16 protein-coding genes are annotated in these 17,101 nt (G+C 73.6%); 8 read left to right on the plus strand and 8 right to left on the minus strand.

Features of this window, described 5'->3' with window-relative positions; all coding sequences use genetic code 11:
• The first annotated feature begins 30 nt into the window (after positions 1–30).
• From ACFVYX_RS00090 to ACFVYX_RS00110, 5 genes are all read left to right on the plus strand, one after another.
• Complete coding sequence (locus tag ACFVYX_RS00090) at positions 31–957, plus strand: DUF4429 domain-containing protein (RefSeq protein WP_389678983.1); 927 nt, start codon at positions 31–33, stop codon at positions 955–957.
• A gap of 119 nt (positions 958–1,076) precedes the next feature.
• Entirely contained in the window at positions 1,077–2,447 is a 1,371-nt protein-coding gene (locus tag ACFVYX_RS00095; RefSeq protein WP_389678984.1) for a sensor histidine kinase, read from the plus strand.
• Entirely contained in the window at positions 2,444–3,124 is a 681-nt protein-coding gene (locus ACFVYX_RS00100) for a response regulator (protein WP_389678985.1), read from the plus strand. Before ACFVYX_RS00095 ends, ACFVYX_RS00100 begins: the two co-directional genes overlap by 4 nt.
• A gap of 298 nt (positions 3,125–3,422) precedes the next feature.
• Positions 3,423–4,403 carry an alpha/beta hydrolase gene (locus tag ACFVYX_RS00105; protein WP_389678986.1) on the plus strand — a complete coding sequence of 327 codons (981 nt, stop codon included), beginning with the start codon at positions 3,423–3,425 and terminating at the stop codon, positions 4,401–4,403.
• Positions 4,400–5,596, plus strand: coding sequence for an acyltransferase (locus ACFVYX_RS00110; protein ID WP_389678987.1), 1,197 nt, complete (start codon positions 4,400–4,402; stop codon positions 5,594–5,596). Before ACFVYX_RS00105 ends, ACFVYX_RS00110 begins: the two co-directional genes overlap by 4 nt.
• A gap of 14 nt (positions 5,597–5,610) precedes the next feature.
• On the opposite strand, the gene ACFVYX_RS00115 is transcribed toward ACFVYX_RS00110, so the two are convergent.
• Together ACFVYX_RS00115 and ACFVYX_RS00120 are read right to left on the minus strand one after the other, a co-directional pair.
• Positions 5,611–6,636, minus strand: coding sequence for an aldo/keto reductase (locus ACFVYX_RS00115; RefSeq protein ID WP_389678988.1), 1,026 nt, complete (start codon positions 6,634–6,636; stop codon positions 5,611–5,613).
• Positions 6,633–7,085, minus strand: coding sequence for a MerR family transcriptional regulator (locus ACFVYX_RS00120; RefSeq protein WP_389678989.1), 453 nt, complete (start codon positions 7,083–7,085; stop codon positions 6,633–6,635). Before ACFVYX_RS00120 ends, ACFVYX_RS00115 begins: the two co-directional genes overlap by 4 nt.
• Positions 7,086–7,137: 52 nt before the next feature.
• On the opposite strand from ACFVYX_RS00120, the gene ACFVYX_RS00125 reads away from it, so the two are divergent.
• Complete coding sequence (locus ACFVYX_RS00125; RefSeq protein ID WP_389678990.1) at positions 7,138–7,968, plus strand: serine hydrolase domain-containing protein; 831 nt, start codon at positions 7,138–7,140, stop codon at positions 7,966–7,968.
• Positions 7,969–8,002: 34 nt separating this feature from the next.
• Here the strand turns inward: ACFVYX_RS00125 and ACFVYX_RS00130 are convergent, their stop codons facing one another.
• The 5 genes from ACFVYX_RS00130 to ACFVYX_RS00150 all read right to left on the minus strand — a co-directional run bounded on the left by ACFVYX_RS00130 (position 8,003) and on the right by ACFVYX_RS00150 (position 13,721).
• Positions 8,003–8,629, minus strand: a complete 627-nt coding sequence (locus ACFVYX_RS00130) for a hypothetical protein (RefSeq protein ID WP_389678991.1) — start codon at positions 8,627–8,629, stop codon at positions 8,003–8,005.
• The gene (locus ACFVYX_RS00135; RefSeq protein WP_389678992.1) at positions 8,626–10,161 is read right to left on the minus strand and encodes an ATP-binding protein; all 1,536 of its coding nucleotides are present in this window, start codon (positions 10,159–10,161) and stop codon (positions 8,626–8,628) included. Before ACFVYX_RS00135 ends, ACFVYX_RS00130 begins: the two co-directional genes overlap by 4 nt.
• 8 nt (positions 10,162–10,169) lie before the next feature.
• A complete protein-coding gene (locus ACFVYX_RS00140; RefSeq protein WP_389678993.1) occupies positions 10,170–10,853 on the minus strand; it encodes a response regulator in 684 nt (227 codons plus the stop codon).
• An 82-nt stretch (positions 10,854–10,935) separates the two neighbouring features.
• Complete coding sequence (gene murJ / locus ACFVYX_RS00145) at positions 10,936–12,549, minus strand: murein biosynthesis integral membrane protein MurJ (RefSeq protein ID WP_389678994.1); 1,614 nt, start codon at positions 12,547–12,549, stop codon at positions 10,936–10,938.
• Positions 12,546–13,721, minus strand: coding sequence for a lipid II:glycine glycyltransferase FemX (locus tag ACFVYX_RS00150; RefSeq protein ID WP_389678995.1), 1,176 nt, complete (start codon positions 13,719–13,721; stop codon positions 12,546–12,548). Before ACFVYX_RS00150 ends, murJ begins: the two co-directional genes overlap by 4 nt.
• Positions 13,722–13,928: 207 nt before the next feature.
• Here ACFVYX_RS00150 and ACFVYX_RS00155 point away from each other — a divergent pair, with 207 nt between their 5' ends.
• Positions 13,929–15,098, plus strand: a complete 1,170-nt coding sequence (locus tag ACFVYX_RS00155) for an Ig-like domain-containing protein (protein ID WP_389678996.1) — start codon at positions 13,929–13,931, stop codon at positions 15,096–15,098.
• Between the two features lie 4 nt (positions 15,099–15,102).
• Here ACFVYX_RS00155 and ACFVYX_RS00160 read toward each other — a convergent pair whose 3' ends face one another.
• Positions 15,103–15,771 (minus strand): pirin family protein, encoded by a 669-nt coding sequence (locus ACFVYX_RS00160; RefSeq protein WP_389678997.1) that lies wholly within the window; start codon positions 15,769–15,771, stop codon positions 15,103–15,105.
• A gap of 82 nt (positions 15,772–15,853) precedes the next feature.
• Between ACFVYX_RS00160 and fasR the strand changes: the two genes are divergently transcribed.
• The gene (fasR, locus tag ACFVYX_RS00165) at positions 15,854–17,035 is read left to right on the plus strand and encodes a fatty acid biosynthesis transcriptional regulator FasR (protein WP_389678999.1); all 1,182 of its coding nucleotides are present in this window, start codon (positions 15,854–15,856) and stop codon (positions 17,033–17,035) included.
• The last annotated feature ends 66 nt before the right edge of the window (positions 17,036–17,101 follow it).

Here is a 17,101-nt window from a genome sequence, read left to right on the forward strand (position 1 = left end):
CACGGGCAAGCGCCGCTTACGATGAGGCGTATGGGTGATGTGCTGGCCGGAATTCATGCCACCTGGGAGTTCGAGAGCGACGCGCTCGTCATCCGCTTCGAACGGGGGAACCGCACGCCGAAGCTCCTCAGCGTGCTGCGCGAACGGCGTGTACCGCACGAGGCGCTGGCGTCCGTGACGCTCACGCCCGGGAAGCGGGGCACGGTCGTGCTGCACGCCGTGCCGAGACCGGGTGCCGATCCCCTGATGGAGGCGGCCGCCGGGCAGCTCGCGGAACACTGCGATCCGTACCGCCTGGTGCTCCCCGCGGACCGGGAGACGCTCGCGGAGTACTACCGGGACGAGCTGCGGGCGGTGCTCGCGGCACGGCGGCGGACGAGTGCCTGGGACCCCCTCGACGCCCCGGGCCTCCCGCACTCCCCGAGTGACGTTCTCGACGCCCCGGAGACCGTGGACGCCACGCCCGCCGACCGTTTTCTGGTGGCGCCGCCGTCGGGACCGCGGTCCTTCAAGGCGTACGACGGGAAGGCGAGCTTCGACGGGCACGCGGAGGTCGCGTTCCGCTGGTCCTGGACGGGGGCGTCCTCCGAGAAGTGGAAGGCCGGCGACCAGGTGTTCCAGGTACGGGACCTCTGCGGGGTCGAGTGGCGCTCGCCGGACGTCCTCGACGGGCATCTGCGGCTGCTGCCCCGGGGCGGCGAACCCCGGGCGTCCCAGCCGGACCGGGACCCGGCCTCCGTCGTCTTCGGCCTCGGTTACGGGCCGGTGCACCTGTCCCTGCCCTTCGCGGCGGCGGTCCTCGCGGCGATCCGGACCACGGACCGCGTCCCCGCCCGTGTCGCCGCTCCCGGAGCGGTCGCTGAAAGGATTCGGCACCTGGGTGAACTGCACCAGGCGGGACTGGTGACGGACGAGGAGTTCTCGGCGAAGAAGGCGGAACTGCTCGCCGAGCTGTGAGCGGCGCCGGGTAGGCATCGGGTGGGCGCCGAGTACGGAGTCATACCCCGGTAGCAGGCCGGAGCCCGGTCCCCGGTATGACGTCGGGGGCCCGGACCGCTGCCTACCCTGGGCTCGTCATGGCTACCGAACCGCGGCACGAGCCGCCCACCCTCCAACGGCTCAGCGCCCGGACACGCGAGATGGTCCAGGGGCTCGGATCCGCGCTCACCACCCCGGCGAAGCCCGGGGCGCCCCTTCTCTCCGACGCCTCCTGGCGCTGGGCGCGGCTGCTGCCGTACGTCCTCGCCCTCGCCCTCGTCGCCTCGCTCCTCCCCGTCACGGTCACCCTCCTCGCCGGGGACTACGGCGTCAACGGCGCCCTCGCCGGAGCCATCGGCACCGCGCAGACCGCGCCGCTGCTGCTCGCCGTCGCCCGCCCCCTCCAGGCCTGGTGGATCATCTTCGCCGCCGACGTGCTCGGCGCGCTCGTCCTGCTCGCATCGGACGGACCGCGCGCCCACCTGTGGCCCTGGGCCCCGCCGACCGTCATCGGCTATTGCGCCCTGATGATCGCGCTCGGCCTCCGCGAGTCCCGCCGGGCGCTGTTCGGGGTCTGGCTCGCGACGGGCGCCGCCGGGTACGCCATGGAGGTCTTCCGTCCGGACGGGTACTCCAGCCTCCACACGCTGCTGCTCGTCCTCACCGGAGTGCTGCTCCTCCTCACCTCGGCGATACGCGCGCGGAGCGACGCCCAGCGGCGGCTCGCGGAGCAGGAGACCATCAGCGAGGCCGAACGCGCCCGCCGCACCCTCCTGGAGGAGCGGGCCAGGATCGCGCGCGAGCTCCACGACGTGGTGGCCCACCACATGTCCGTGATCACCGTGCAGGCGGACTCGGCCCCGTACCGCATCCCCGGGCTCCCGGACGCGGCCCGCGAGGAGTTCACCTCGATCGCGGCGAGCGCGCGCGAGTCGCTGGCCGAGATGCGCCGGCTCCTGTCCGTGCTGCGCAGCGACGGCAGCGAGGGCGAGCGGGCCCCGCAGCCCGGCCTCGACCGGGTCCAGCAGCTGGTCGAGGCGACGGTACGGGCCGGGGTGCCGGCCGAGCTGCGGCTCGCCGCCGGCCTCGGGGACGTACCGCAGGCGGTGGACCTCTCCGCGTACCGGATCGTGCAGGAGGCGCTGGCCAATGTCGTCCGGCACGCGCCGGGGGCGCCGACCCGGGTGTCGGTCAGGGCGGACGAGGGGTGGCTGACGGTCCTCGTGGTCAACGGGCCCTCGGCCGAGCCGGGTTCGTCGGTCGAGCGGGGCGCGGCCGGCACCGGGCACGGGCTCGTCGGCATGCGGGAGCGCGTACGGTTGACGGGCGGCTCGCTCGACACCGGGCCGCTGCCGGACGGCGGCTTCCGGGTCGCCGCACGGATGCCGCTGACCCCGGACCCGGCCACGACGACCGCCGGGCCGCTCCCGACCGACCCCACCGCCACGACCGGCAAGGAACCCCAGTGACCATCCGCGTGATCATCGTCGACGACCAGGCCATGGTGCGGGCCGGTTTCGCCGCGCTGCTCGCCGCCCAGCCCGACATCGACGTGGTGGGCGAGGCGCCGGACGGGCGGCAGGGCGTGGACGTGGCACGGTCGACGCACCCGGACGTCGTCCTGATGGACGTACGGATGCCGGAGCTCGACGGACTCGCCGCCGCCCGGGAGATCCTGCATCCGCCCACGGGGGTCACGCACCGGCCGAAGGTGCTGATGCTGACCACCTTCGACGTGGACGACTACGTGTACGAGGCGCTGCGCGCGGGTGCCTCCGGGTTCCTCCTGAAGGACGCGCCGCCGGCCGATCTCATCGCGGCGGTACGGGTGGTGGCGGCGGGCGAGGCCCTGCTCGCCCCGTCGGTGACGCGACGGCTCATCGCCGACTTCGCCGCCTCCCGGCCCGCACCGCGCAAGGACACCACGGCCCTGCGCCTGAACGGTCTCACCCCGCGCGAGACGGAGGTCCTGGAGCTGATCGCCCGGGGTCTCTCGAACCAGGAGATCGCGGACCGTCTGGTCCTGGCCGAGCAGACGGTGAAGACCCACATCGGCCGGGTCCTCGCCAAGCTGGACCTGCGCGACCGGGCGCAGGCGGTGGTCTTCGCGTACGAGTCGGGCCTGGTGACCCCGGGCGCTCCCTGAGCCTGACGGTGGCCTCCCCCGGCCGCGCACAGGCCGGGTGACGCGGGCCTGACGCGTGGCCTCCCCCGGCCGCGCTCAGGCCCGGTGACCCGGGCGCTCCCCGAGCCTCACGTGACCGCGCACACCCGCCACCCCCCGGGGGAAAACCCCACCCTCTCCCTGGTGTTGCCCGCTCCTCCACCCCCTACCCGGGTATCAACCCACGGTTGGCTCCCCGGTGTGACGTGCCGTCACCCGTCGTCTTCCTACCTTCCTCTCGCCGACGAACGAGCGAGAACCGGAGAGGGAGGGCGAGACCATGCGCCGCTTTGCGAGGATCCTGACCACCGTGGCCCTGGTGGCCACCGTGACCGCCGGGACGGCCGGCTGGGCGTCCGGGAACGCCCAGGAGGCCGTGACCGGCGCCCCGGCCGGGAGTGCCGGGTGGCGGGCCGCGGGGCTGCCGGACCCCGAGCGGACGAGCCCGGCCGGGATCGCGCGCTTCTTCGCGGGACTCGACCCCGTACAACAGCGTGAACTGGCCCGCACCCACCCCACGGTCGTCGGGAACCTCGACGGCGCGCCCCTGGCCCTGCGGTACGAGGCCAACGCCCTTTCCACGCACGGGAGATACGGCGGGGCGCGGGTCCTGGCCCACGATCCTCGCGGCCGGGGTCAGGTCGCCCTCGTGTACGGGGATCTGACGCGGGCCGAGCACGTGGCGGTGATCGTGCCCGGCTCGGACACCGACGCCGGCCACGTACGGCCGCTCGCGGACATGGCGACCGCCCTGCGCCGGGCGACCGGCGGACGTACGGCGGTCGTCGCCTGGGCCGGCTACACCACCCCCGTCGGCGTCGGCCTCGACGCGGCCACCGGCCGGCTCGCCGAGGCCGGGGCGGAGCGGCTCAGCCGGTTCACCGACGGGCTCGCGGCCGTCCGCGCGGCCGAACCCTCCGTGTTCTGTCACAGCTACGGTTCCGTCGTCTGCGGCCTCGCCGCCCACGGACTGAAGGCCAAGGACCTGGTGGTCTTCGGCTCACCCGGGATGCGCGCCGCGAACGTGACCGAGCTCGGCACCTCCGCCCGCGTCTGGGCCGCGAAGGATCCCACCGACTGGATCGACCGGGTCCCGAACGTCGAGTGGGCGGGCCTCGGGCACGGCACCGACCCGACCGACCCGTCCTTCGGGGCCCGCCGGATCCCGGCCGACGACGCCACCGGCCACGGCGGCTACTTCGCGCCGGGTACCGCCTCGCTCCGTACGTTCGCCGCGATCGCCGAGGGGGACGTCCGATGAACAGGCTCGTCGAGAAGATCGAATCGAGCACTCCCACCCACCGCGACCGGGCGATCGACGGGCTGCGCGCCCTGGCCCTGCTCGCCGTGCCCACCGGACACTGGCTGCTCGGCGGCTTCACGCTCTCCTCCGACGGCGCGATCCACAACGCGAGCCCGCTGGGCACCTTCGCCGGTCTCGCCCCGGTCAGCTGGGTCCTCCAGATGCTGGGCATCTTCTTCCTGGTCGGCGGCTACGCCTCGGTGCTCTCGTACCGGCGGAGGAAGGGGGCAACGGGTGAGTGGCTGAAGGGCCGCCTGGCCCGGCTCGGCCGCCCGGTCCTCGGGGTCACCGCCGTGTGGGCGGCGCTTCTGCCGCTGCTCCACTTCGGCGTCGGGGTGCCCGTCGACACCCTGCGGACGGCGTCCACGCTGGTCATCCAGCCGCTCTGGTTCGTGGGGGTGTACACGGTCGTCACCGCGCTCACCCCGCTGTGCGTCCGGGCCGCCCGCCGTCTCGGGGTGTGGGCCGCGGCCCCGCTGCTCGGCTCGGTCGCCGTCGTCGACCTCCTGCGGTACGGGCCGTACGCCGACGCCGTGCCGTCCTGGCTGAGCCTCCTGAACATCCTGCCCGGCTGGCTCTTCGCCTATCAGCTCGGCGTCTCCTGGGGCGAGGGCCGGGTCACCCGGCGGCACGCCCGGGGGCTGCTCATCGGCGGGGCGGCGCTGTTCGCCGTCCTCCTGCTCGTCTTCGGCTACCCGGCCTCGATGGTCGGCGTCCCCGGCGAGGCCCGCACCAACTCGCACCCGCCGTCGCTGCTCGTCCTCGCCCTCGCCGCCGCGCAGAGCGGCGCGGCGATCCTGCTCCGGAACCGGCTCGGCGGGCTCCTCAAGCGGCCCGCGCTGTGGGCCCCGGTCGTGGTGGTCAACCTGTCCGCGATGACGATCCTGTGCTGGCACCAGACGGCGATGCTCACCGCCGCGATCCCCGCCTCCTTCCTCGGGGAGGTCCCGGGCCTGGTCGGAGCGCCGGACTCGGTCGGCTGGATCCTCGCCCGGCTGGCGTGGCTGCCGGTCTTCGCCGGACTGCTCGTCCTGACCGGCCGGTTCGCCCGGGGCTTCGAGTCGCCGTGGACGCGGACGGGCCCGGCCCGCCGCACCGTCGCGGGGCTGCTCGCTGCGGGGTTCGCGGTCTTCGCCCTGGGGCTCGCGTGAGCGGGCCGCGGAGTTCAGGCCTCGCGCGACACGGACGTGAAGCGCATGTCCGGGTAGCGGTCGCCCGCCACCAGGCCGGCGATCGGCTCCAGTTCGGCGAGTTCGGCCGCGGTGAGGGTGATCCGGGTGGCGGCGGCGTTCTCCGCCAGGCGGGCCCGCTTGCGGGTGCCGGGGATCGGGACGACCGTCAGACCGTGCACGGAGGCCCGCTGCTGCACCCAGGCGAGGGCGATCTGCGCCGGCGTCGCCCCGTGCGCGGCGGCGATCTTCCGGACCGGGTCGAGCAGGGCGGCGTTACGCTCCGCGTTCTCGCCGGTGAACCGGGGCTGGTACTGGCGGAAGTCGCCGCCCGACAGGTCCTTGGCGGCGTCCGCGAACGCCCCGGTCAGAAAGCCCCGGCCGAGCGGCGAGTACGGCACGAAGGTGACGCCGAGTTCGGCGGCGGCGCCGACGGCGCTGCGCTCCACGTCCCGGGAGAAGAGCGACCACTCCGACTGGAGGGCGGCGATCGGGTGCACGGCGTGGGCCTCGCGCAGTTCGGGTCCGGTGACCTCGCTGAGGCCGAGGTGGCGGACCTTGCCCTCCTTGACGAGTTCGGCCATCGCGCCGACGGACTCGGCGAAGGGGATCTCCGGATCGCGGCGGTGCATGTAGTAGAGGTCGATGGTCTCGACGCCGAGGCGGCGCAGGCTGGCCTCGGCGGCCTTCCTGATGTAGGCGGGGTCGTTGCGGACGGCCCGGTGGGCCGGGTCGTCGGCGCGCCGCTCGATGGCGAACTTGGTCGCCAGGGTGACCTCGTCGCGGTGGGCGGCGAGGAAGGGGGCGAGGAACTCCTCGTTGGCGCCGCTGCCGTAGATGTCGGCGGTGTCGATCAGGGTGACGCCGGCCTCCAGGGCCGCGTCGAGGGTGTCGCGGGCGGCGGCCTCGTCGGTGTCGCCGTAGAACTCGCTGATGCCCATGGCGCCGAAGCCCTGGACGCCGATCTCGGGTCCGTCCTGGCCGCCGAGACGTACGGTGTCGATCCTGGTCACGCTGGTCATGAAGCTGTGCCTCCGCATGCGGTCCCGTAATGACTGATCTTGATGTCGAGCACGGCGAGTGTGTCCTGGAGCTCGGTGATCCGGGAGAGCACGTCCCGCCTGGTGGTCTCCAGGAGCTCCCGTCGCGCGTCGCGGGTGTGGTCGCCCTCGCGGACGAGTTCGGCGTACCTGACCATGTCGGCGACCGGCATCCCGGTCAGCCGCAGTTTGCCGACGAAGCCCAGCCAGCCCAGGTCCCGTTCGCTGAAGCGGCGCTGGCCCGTGTGCGAACGGTCGACGTGCGGCATCAGGCCGATGCGCTCGTACCAGCGCAGGGTGTGGGCCGAGAGGCCGGTCAGGGCGGCGACCTCGCTGATGGTGTAGTGCGCCCGGGTGCCGGCCGCGCTCGGGGTCGTGCCCGGGCTCGGGGTCGTGCCGGTGGTCGTGCTCGTGCTCGCCATCACGCTCATGACCCCCACGCTAAAACGTTGGAGTGCACTCGAAGCAAGTAGGCTCGGCCGCATGCAGAGCAGCGTGCCGAGCCTGGCGTCGATCGAGAACTGGCCCGTCCCCACCGCGGCCGCCGCCGTGGTCCGTGCGGACGGCACCCTGGCCGGCTCCCATGGCCCCACCGGGCGGCGGTTCCCGCTCGCCTCCGTCACCAAGCCGCTCGCGGCGTACGCCGTCCTCGTCGCGTACGAGGAGGGGGCGATCGACCTCGACGAGCCGGCCGGGCCCGAGGGCGCCACGGTCCGTCACCTCCTCGCCCACACCTCGGGGCTCGCCATGGAGGAGAACCGTGTCATGGCCGCGCCCGGCACCCGCCGCATCTACTCCAACGCCGGCTTCGAGGCGCTCGGCGACCATGTCGCCAAGGCGGCCGACATCCCCTTCGCCGAGTATCTGCGCCAGGCGGTCCTGGAGCCGCTCGGCATGACCGCCACCTCCCTCGACGGCTCGCCCGCCAAGGACGGCGTGTCGACCGTGGACGATCTGGTGCGGTTCGCCGCCGAGGTGCAGGCACCCCGGCTGCTCGACCCGCGTACCGTCCTGGACGCGATGAGCGTCACGCACCCCGGTCTGACCGGCATCCTGCCCGGTTACGGGCACCAGAGGCCGAACGACTGGGGCCTCGGCTTCGAGATCCGCGACGGCAAGTCCCCGCACTGGACGGGCGCCACCTCCTCGCCGCGCACCTTCGGGCACTTCGGGCAGTCCGGCACGTTCCTGTGGATCGACCCGGACGCGCGGGCCGCGTGCGTGGCGCTCACCGACCGGCCCTTCGGGCCGTGGGCGATCGAGGCCTGGCCGCCGTTCACGGACGCGGTCCTCGCGGAGCTGCGCGCGGGCTAGGGCCTGCCAAGCCCTGGGCCGTGTCCGGCCCCCGTCAGTCGTCGCAGCGGCTGGTGGGCAGGGTCCCGTCGGGTCCGGTGACCGACACGTCGGCCAGGCCGGTCGGGTGGTCGGCGTAGGCGGTCGTGCACACCAGCTGGCGGACGGCCGCGTCCGACAGTTCCCTGACGGGGAACGGGGCGCGGAGCCGGAGCGTCCGGCGTGCCGAGGTGGTCGCGTCGACGGGCACGACGTGCGGTCCTTCGCCGTGGAGCGCCGGCAGGTCGGTCGTGATGCCGGCGGAGGCCTCGTGGCGCTGCGGCCCGGCGAGGAGCATGGCGAGGATCTTGTCGGTGGTGACGGCCGCCCCCGAGCGTTTCAGGTCGTCGGCGGATATCTCGTAGCCCGGCCCGAATCCCTCGTAGGTGGCCGTGTCGGCCGTCGAGCCGTCCGTCGGGAAGGTGGCTTCCGGGCCGGGGTGCTGGGGGTCGCGGGCCACCGGCATCGACCGGCCGTCGGGACCGAGGAAGTAGAGGACGATCCGGTCGTTGGGTATCGGCGCGACGATGACGGTCGCGGCCCCGCCCGCCTCGACGACGTCGGTCTCCTGGATGCCGCAGCCGGACAGCGCCACCAGGAAGAGCGGGCCGAGGAGGGCCGTGGCGGCCGTCCGGCGGTTCACCGTGGCATCCGTACGGTGAAGACGGCCCCGCCCATGGAGTCGTTGGCGGCCGTGACGGTGCCTCCGTGGAGCAGTACGTTCTCCAGGGTGATCGCGAGGCCGAGGCCGCTGCCCGCCGAGCGGGTACGGGCCTGGTCCGCCTTGTAGAAGCGGTCGAAGACGTGCGGCAGGACGTCCGGGTGGATGCCCGGCCCCCGGTCGGCGACCTCCGTCACCAGCTCGTCCCCCTCCGCGTACAGCCGTACCGTCACCGGCGCTCCGCCGTGCCGCAGGGCGTTGCCGACGAGGTTGGCGACGACGACGTCGAAGCGGCGCGGGTCGAGCCGGGCTCTGATCCCCTCGGAAAGATACGGGACGACCTGCGTGGGATCGGTCCAGTGCCGGTGCTGGAGGGTCTTGCGGACGCAGTCGGCGGCGTCGACCTCGTCGGTGTGGAGCTCGGCGGCGCGCGCGTCGAAGCGGGAGATCTCCATCAGGTCCTCGACGAGCACGGCGAGCTTGCCGGTCTCGGCGCTGATGAGACGGACGGCGCGGGCGGTGTCGCTGTCGAGGGACCCGGCGTCCTCGTCGAGGACCTCGGTGACCGCGAGCATCCCGGCGAGCGGGGTACGGAGTTCGTGCGAGACGTCGGAGGCGAAGCGGCGGGCGCGGGCCTCGGCGTTGCGGAGTTCCGCGACGGAACGTTCCAGCTCGGCGGCGGACTCGTTGAAGGTGCGGGCGAGGTCGGCGAGTTCGTCGCTTCCCTTGGCGTGGATACGGGTGTCGAGGCGGCCGCGTCCCATGCTGTGGGCCGCGCGGCGCAGCTCGCGCACGGGCCGGAGCACACCCCGCGCGGCGATCAGCGCGGGGATCAGGGCGACGGCGAGCGCGGGCAGGGCGCCGTCGCGGGCGGCCGCGACCATGGCCTCCACGTTCGCCTCCTCCGCGCCGAGGTCCATCACCGCGTAGAGCACGAGACCGGTGCGCTGGGGCGGCCCCTCGGCCGAGTGGGCGAGGAAGACGGCGGGGACGGCGATCGTGAGGTACGGGGTGCCGCCCTTGACCACCCGCTGGAAGCTGCCGTGCGGGATCGCCTGGTCGGCGGCGCGGGCCCGCAGCTCCGGGGTGATGACGGAGGAGGAGGGCCGGTCGGTGGAGGAGACGCGGACGTCGCCGTACTCGGCGTAGACGCGCCAGGGGCGGGGTTTGCCCTGGCGGGCGATCCGCATGAGGGAGTCCCGCAGGGAGTCCGGCTCGACGGGCAGCGAGATGTTGAGGGCCTCGACCTGCTCGCGGAAGGCGGACACGGCGGTGTCCTGGGCCTGCTCCAGGATGGCGTTCCGGGCGGCCCGGTAGGTGAGGGCGGCGGTGGTGCCGCAGCCGACGGCGGCGACCAGCAGGAAGGCGAGGACGAGCCGGGTGCGGAGGCCGAAGGGGTGGAGGCGCAGACGGGGGCCTCGGGCGGCGCGCCGCTCGGCACGGCCGGTCTCCGCACGGCCGGGCTCCGTCCGGTGCCCGGTGTCCGGCTCCTCGGCCTCGGGCTCCGGGCTCACGCAGGCCTTCACAGGGGTCCGAAGCGGTAGCCGAAGCCGCGCAGGGTCTGGATGTAGCGGGGTTCGCCCGGGGTGTCCTCGATCTTGTTCCGCAGCCGGCGGACGCAGGCGTCGACCAGCCGGGCGTCCCCGTGGTAGCTGTGCTCCCAGACGTGTTCGAGGAGCTGCTGCCGGCTGAAGACCTGCTCGGGCGCGGCCGTGAGGTGCAGCAGGAGTTTCAGCTCGGAGGGGGCGAGGGCGACGCGCTCGCCCGCCTTGGCGACGGTGAGTCCTGCCCGGTCGATGGCGAGCTCCCCGTGGAACTCGACGGCGGACCGGCCGCTCGCGGGCTCCTCGATGCGGCGGAGCACGGCCCGGATCCTGGCTTCGATGACCTCGGTGCGGGCGGGCTTGACGATGTAGTCGTCGGCGCCGGCCTCCAGGCCGATGACGACGTCGAAGTCGTCGCCGCGGGCGGTCAGCATGATGATCGGCAGCTGGCTGTTCTCCCGGACCCGGCGGCAGACCTGGACGCCGTTCATGCCGGGCAGCATCAGGTCGAGCAGCAGCAGGTCCGGCCGGAACTCGCCGAGCGCGTCGAGTCCGGCCTCCCCGGTGGGCGCGGTCCGCACCTCGTGCCCGCGGCGGCGGAGTCCGAGCTCGACGCCCTCGCGGACGGAGGGGTCGTCTTCTATCAGGAGCACGCGGGGCATGGGCGGAGTATCCCAGGGTCGACGGGCCCTCCAGGAGGGCGGGGGCTGAAGCGGGCCGGGAAAGCGGGGCCGGCGAGGAGCGTCACCGGCGGCGGAGGCGGGTCGATGCGGTGGCCAGGAGGGTTCGGACCTCCGTGAGTCGGAGCGGGCCGGCCAGGACCGCGAAGACGCCGAGGACCGTCAGCGCCCCCGCGAGGCCCGAGGGCACCGCCCCGGCCGGACCGGTGAGGTCGGTGACGAGGAGCCCGTACCCGGCGGCGGGCACGGCCGCGAGCAGCAGCCGTACGAGCGCGGGGGCGGCCCCGCCGGCCGGGGTCCCGCCCAGCCGGCGCCGCAGCACGTACGCCGTGAGGCCCCAGCCCGCCCAGAGGGCCAGGGAGTATCCGGCGGCCATGCCCGCGACGGCCCAGTGCGTCGGCAGGTGGTGGAAGGCGGCGAACGACAGGAGCGCGTTCAGTCCGGCGATCACCAGGTTCAGCAGGAACGGGGTGCGGGTGTCGCGCAGGGCGTAGAAGGCGCGGGTGCACACGTACTGGCCGGACAGGGCGACGAGGCCGGGCGCGAAGGCCATCAGGATCCAGGACATCGCGCGGATGTCGTCGCCGGTGGTCGCCCCGTACCGGAAGACGACCGTCATCAGCGGTACGGCGAGCGCGAGGAGGGCGCAGGCGGCGGGGACGACCGCCGCCGAGCTGGTTCGCAGCGCGTACGAGACGTCCCGCCGGACCCCGGCGAGGTCGCCGTCGGCGGCGGCGCCGCTCATCCGGGGCAGCAGCGCGGTGACGAGGGAGACGGTGATGATGCCGTGCGGGACGGTCCACAGCAGATAGGCGTTGTTGTACGCGGCGAGGCCTCCGCCGCTGACCGATTCACCGGCCGTGGTGGCGAGCAGGGTGGTCACCCAGTACGCGCCCTGGTTGGTGAGGACGAGCAGCACGAGCCAGCCGGCCGAGCGCAGCGGGGCCCCGAGGCCGCTGCCGCGCCAGTCGAGACGGGGCCGCCAGCGGAAGCCGGCGGCGCGCAGCGAGGGCACGAGGGCGAGGGCCTGGAGGGCGATGCCGGCGGTGGTGCCCCAGCCGAGCAGCGCGGTCTCGCCGGGGGTGAGGGTGCCGCCGTCGCTCACCACGAGGAAGAGACCGAAGACGGCGACGACGACCACGTTGTTGAGGACGGGCGTCCACATCATGGCGCCGAACCGGCCCCGGGCGTTGAGGACCTGGCCGAGGAGGGTGAAGAGTCCGAGGAAGAGGATCTGCGGCAGGCACGCGCGCGCGAAGGCGAGGGTCATCTCCCGTCGCTCGCCCGTGTAGTCGGTGTAGGTGTCGACGATCAGGGGTGCGGCGAGGACCGCGACGGCCGTGATCAGGGTGAGGGCGAGGGCGCAGAGGGTGAGGAGCCGGTCGGTGTAGGCGACGCCGCCGTCCTCGTGTTCCTTGGCGGCCTTGACCAGTTCGGGGACGAAGACGGCGTTGAGGGCGCCGCCGAGGAGCAGCGTGTAGACGATGGTGGGGACGGAGTTGCCGACCGCGTAGCCGTCGGCGACGTAGCCCGCGCCGAGCGCGGCGGCGACGACGGCGGCGCGGACGAAGCCGGTGGCGCGGGAGACGAGCGAACCGGCGGCCATGAGCGCGCCGCTGCGGAGCGCGGACGGCGTGCCCTTGGACCGTGGGCGTTCGGCGGTGAGCGTGGCCGTCACCGGCGGGCCAGATACGCCTGGAAGGCGCGGTACAGCGCGTGGTTGGTCGTGCCTCGCATCGGTGTCTCCCATTCCCCCAGCGTCTCGACGACCTGGCCGCCCGTGCCGAGCTTCCAGCGGAGGAGGCCGTGGGCGCGGTCGTCCGGATCGAGGGTGGAGGGTACCCCGCGCAGGTCGTAGACGGCGGCGCCGAGGGCGTGCGCGTCGAGCAGCATGCGCCACTGGAGGGCGTTGGAGGGACGGACCTCGCGGCGGTGGTCGGCGGAGGCGCCGGTCTGGTACCAGACGCGCCCGCCGACGGTGACCATGGTGTGCGCGGCGAGGATCTCGCCCTCGTGGCGGGCGAGGTAGAGCTTCATGCGGCCGGGCTGTTCGGCGTTGAGGACGGCGTACTGGCGCTCGTAGTACGCGAGGGAGCGGCCGAGCCGGAAGCCGTCGCGCTCCTCGGTGATGCGGAGCAGCCGGTAGAACTCGGGCAGGTCGGCGGCGGATCCGACGGTGATCTCGACGCCGGACTTGCGGGCCTTGCGGACGTTGCGCCGCCATTCCTGGTTGAGGCCGTTCCACAGGTCGTCGGTGGTGCGACCGGTGAGCGGGATCTGGAAGACGTGCCGGGGCTGGGCGTCGGCGCCGTCCTCGGACTCGCCGCCGCAGCGCCGCCAGCCGCGTGCCCGCAGGCGTTCGGCGACGACGGTGCCGAGGGGGTCGACCTCGTCGGCGAGGACGTCGGCGAGACGGCGGCGGGGTCCGGTGCCGGCCTTGACGGTGGCGGCGCTCCACCGCCGGTGGGCGGGTCCGGGACCGATGCGTACGGCGAAGGCGCCGGTGGCGCGCAGATGCCCGAGCAGCGGGTCGAGCCAGCCGTCGACGTCGGGGTCGGACCAGTCGGCGACGGGCCCTTCGGGAAGGTAGGCGAAGTACTTCCTGGTGCCGGGGAAGGGCCGCAGCAGGACGAGGGCGACGCCGGTCAGCGGCCCCGACTCCGGCCCCCAGCCGACGAGCTGGTGGCTCCAGCCGTCCTTCACCTGGGCCCAGGAGGGCACTTGGAGGAAGCTGGCCCCGTCGGCACCGGTGCGGGTGGCGAGGAAGGCGCGGTAGGCCTCGGGGGTCACGGGACCGAGCCGCAGGGCGCGGTGGTCGGCGGGTGCGGCCGTCACGAGCAGCGCTGACACAACGGGAGCCTCCTTGTTCCGCCCCTCGGTGGTGGGGCGCACAGCAGGCTCACAGCCGATTTCGACGGAAGCGCGCGGTCAATGTGACCGGACCATGACCGTTGCGTCGCAGCCCTCGTCACATGGGCCTCGCCCGGCCTCCGAGCGGCGGGGGCGACCTACAGTCCAGACATCCCACCCACTTCCCCACCATCGCGGAGGTCTTCCGTGCTGCGCATACGCACACCCCGTCCCGTTCTCGCGGCCGTGGCGCTGAGCGTCTCCCTCACCGCCTGTACGGCGCAGGCGGCGAACGGCCCCTCGCGGGACCGGGCCCCGTCGTCGGCGGCTCCGCCGGCGAAGGTGACCGTCGTGGACCCGGCGGCCGGCCGGCCGGTGACCGTGACCGCGTCGGGCGGCACGATCGCCGCGGTGAAGGTCGCCGACGCGGACGGCGGAGCCCTCACCGGCCGTACGGGCGCGGGCGGCACGCGCTGGACCTCGGACCGCAAGGCCCTGCCGGGCAGTTCGTACACGGTGGAGGTGACCTCCCGTACGGCCGACGGCAAGGAGTCGACGACCCGGTCCTCGTTCACCACCCCGGAAGCGGCGCGGGTCAACAAACTGACCCTGGCGCCCGGCAAGAACACCACGGTGGGCATCGGGCATCCGCTGTCGATCGTCTTCGACCTGCCGGTGACGCGGAAGGCGGACGTGGAACGCCAGTTGAAGGTGACCACGTCGAACGCCACCGAGGGCTCCTGGGGCTGGGTGAAGGACCACTCGGGCCGGGACAGGGCCGACTGGCGGCCCCGTGAGTACTGGAAGCCGGGCACGAAGGTCACCCTGGAAGCGGACCTGAACGGCACGGACTCGGGCGGCGGCTGGTTCGTACGGGACTACCGCACCGGCTTCACGATCGGCGCCGCGCAGATCGTGAAGGTCGACCTCGACCGGCACCGGCTGACCGTGCACCGGGACGGCCGCGCCGTCCGGACGATCCCGGTCTCCGGCGGCACCCCGGGCGGCGACAAGCGGTCCTGGCGGGGCACGGCCGTCCTGATGGCGAAGGAGGGCACCATCAACATGAACTCGGAGACGGTCGGCCTCGGCGACGCGTACGACAAGGACGTCGACTACTCGATGCGGCTGACGTGGTCGGGGATGTACGCGCACGCGGCTCCGTGGAACGCGAAGTACTTCGGCAACGCCAACAAGAGCTCCGGCTGCATCGGCATGAGCGACGCGGACGCGGCGTCGTTCTACGCCTCGGTGAACGTCGGCGATCCCTTCGAGATCACCGGCAAGGACACCAAGGGCACGGTCGCCGAGGGCAACGGCTACGGGGCGTGGAATCTGAGCTGGGAGCAGTGGAAGAAGAAGAGCGCGCTCGCCTGAAGGGTCAGCCCAGGGCCTTGCGCCCGTCCCGCATCTCCCAGACCAGGACCTCCGCGTCGCCCGTGGCGGCCAGCTCCGTCCCCCCGGTGCCGGTGAGACGGGCCGCGTCGCCGGGGGCGAGGTCCTCGCCGTCCAGCCGCACCGCCCCGCGTACGACGTGGACGTACACGAGGTCGGCCTCGGGTACGGCGGTGCGGGCGCCCGCCGTCAGGCGGTGGACGTGCAGCCGGGCGTCCGCCTCCGGCAGGGCGTACGGCCCGTCGAGGCCGCGCACCACCTCGTACGACGGCTCCCCGCCCGGCGAGAGGGGGGCGAGCCACATCTGCACGAAGACCAGGGGTACGCCGGCGTCGTTGCGTTCGACGTGCCGGACGCCGCCGGCGGAACTGAGGCGCTGGAGGTCGCCGGGGCGGACGACCGTGGTGTGGCCGGCCGTGTCGTGGTGGGTCAGTTCGCCCTCGACGACCCAGGTCACGATCTCGGTGTGCCTGTGCGGGTGCTCGTCGAAACCGGCACCGGGCGCGAGCCGCTCCTCGTTGCAGGCGAGGAGGCCGCCGAAGCGGAGGTTGTCGGGGTCGTAGTGCGGCCCGAAGGACAGGGCGTGCCGGGTCTCGATGCCGGCCGCCGGGTCGCCCCCGGGGTACCGCTCGGCGGCGCGCTGGATGCGTATCACGGGCCCTACGGTAGTGCCGCCCCCGGAGGCGAAGCCGCCCCGACCCCGCACGCCGACGTCCCGATAAGGCAGTCTTGTCCCCGTGCCAGAACCCACGAACGCCCCTCACTCGCACGCCGCGACCCTGAAACGCCTCGAACAGTCCTCCGGGCGGCTCGCCGCCGGTGCCATCGCCCGCATGGACGAGACGCTTCCGTGGTACCGGGCGATGCCGCCCGAGAACCGGTCGTGGATCGGTCTGGTCGCCCAGGCCGGTATCGCGGCGTTCACCGAGTGGTTCCGGCACCCCGAGACCCCGCAGGCGATCTCGACGGACGTCTTCGGCACGGCGCCCCGCGAGCTGACCCGGGCGATCACCCTGCGCCAGACCGTGGAGATGGTCCGCACCACGATCGAGGTCATGGAATCGGCGATCGAGGAGGTCGCCGCCCCCGGTGACGAGTCGGTGCTCCGTGAGGCGCTGCTCGTCTACGCCCGGGAGATCGCCTTCGCGACGGCCCAGGTGTACGCGCAGGCCGCCGAGGCCCGGGGCGCCTGGGACGCGCGTCTCGAATCGCTCGTGGTGAACGCGGTCCTCTCCGGCGAGGCCGACGAGGGTGCCGTCTCCCGCGCGGCGGCCCTCGGCTGGAACTCCCCCGACCATGTGTGCGTGATCCTCGGCACGGCCCCCGACGGCGACAGCGAGCTGACGGTGGAGGCGATCCGCCGGGCGGCCCGTCACGCCAAGCTCCAGGTCCTCACCGGCGTGCTCGGCGACCGTCTCGTCGTCATCGCGGGCGGCAACGACAACCCGCTCGCCGTGGCGAAGGCCCTCATCGGCCCGTACGCCGCCGGACCGGTCGTCGCCGGCCCCGTCGTCCCCGACCTGCTCGCCGCGACCCGCTCCGCGCAGGCGGCGGCCGCCGGCCTCAAGGCGTGCACGGCCTGGCAGGACGCTCCCCGGCCCGTTCTCGCGGACGATCTCCTCCCGGAGCGCGCCATCGCCTCCGACCCTTCGGCGCGCGAGCAGCTGGTGGAGGAGATCTACAGACCGCTGGAGGAGGCGGGCTCGGCTCTCCTGGAAACTCTGAGTGTCTATCTGGAGCAGGCCAGCAGTCTGGAAGGCGCTGCCCGGATGCTCTTCGTCCACCCCAACACCGTGCGCTACCGGCTTCGACGTGTGACCGACGTCACCGGCTGGTCACCCTCCGATGTGCGCTCCGCGTTCACGCTGAGGATCGCGCTCATCCTGGGGCGCTTGGCCGACGGAGATCCGCAGTCCTAGACTTTTGTCGAACACCAACAATTCCCCCGACGGTTCTTCGTCCCTGTCCCCACGGGCGCTCGGAGC

The organism is Streptomyces sp. NPDC058326, from assembly GCF_042879855.1.
In the GTDB taxonomy this organism is placed as follows: Bacteria; Actinomycetota; Actinomycetes; order Streptomycetales; family Streptomycetaceae; genus Streptomyces.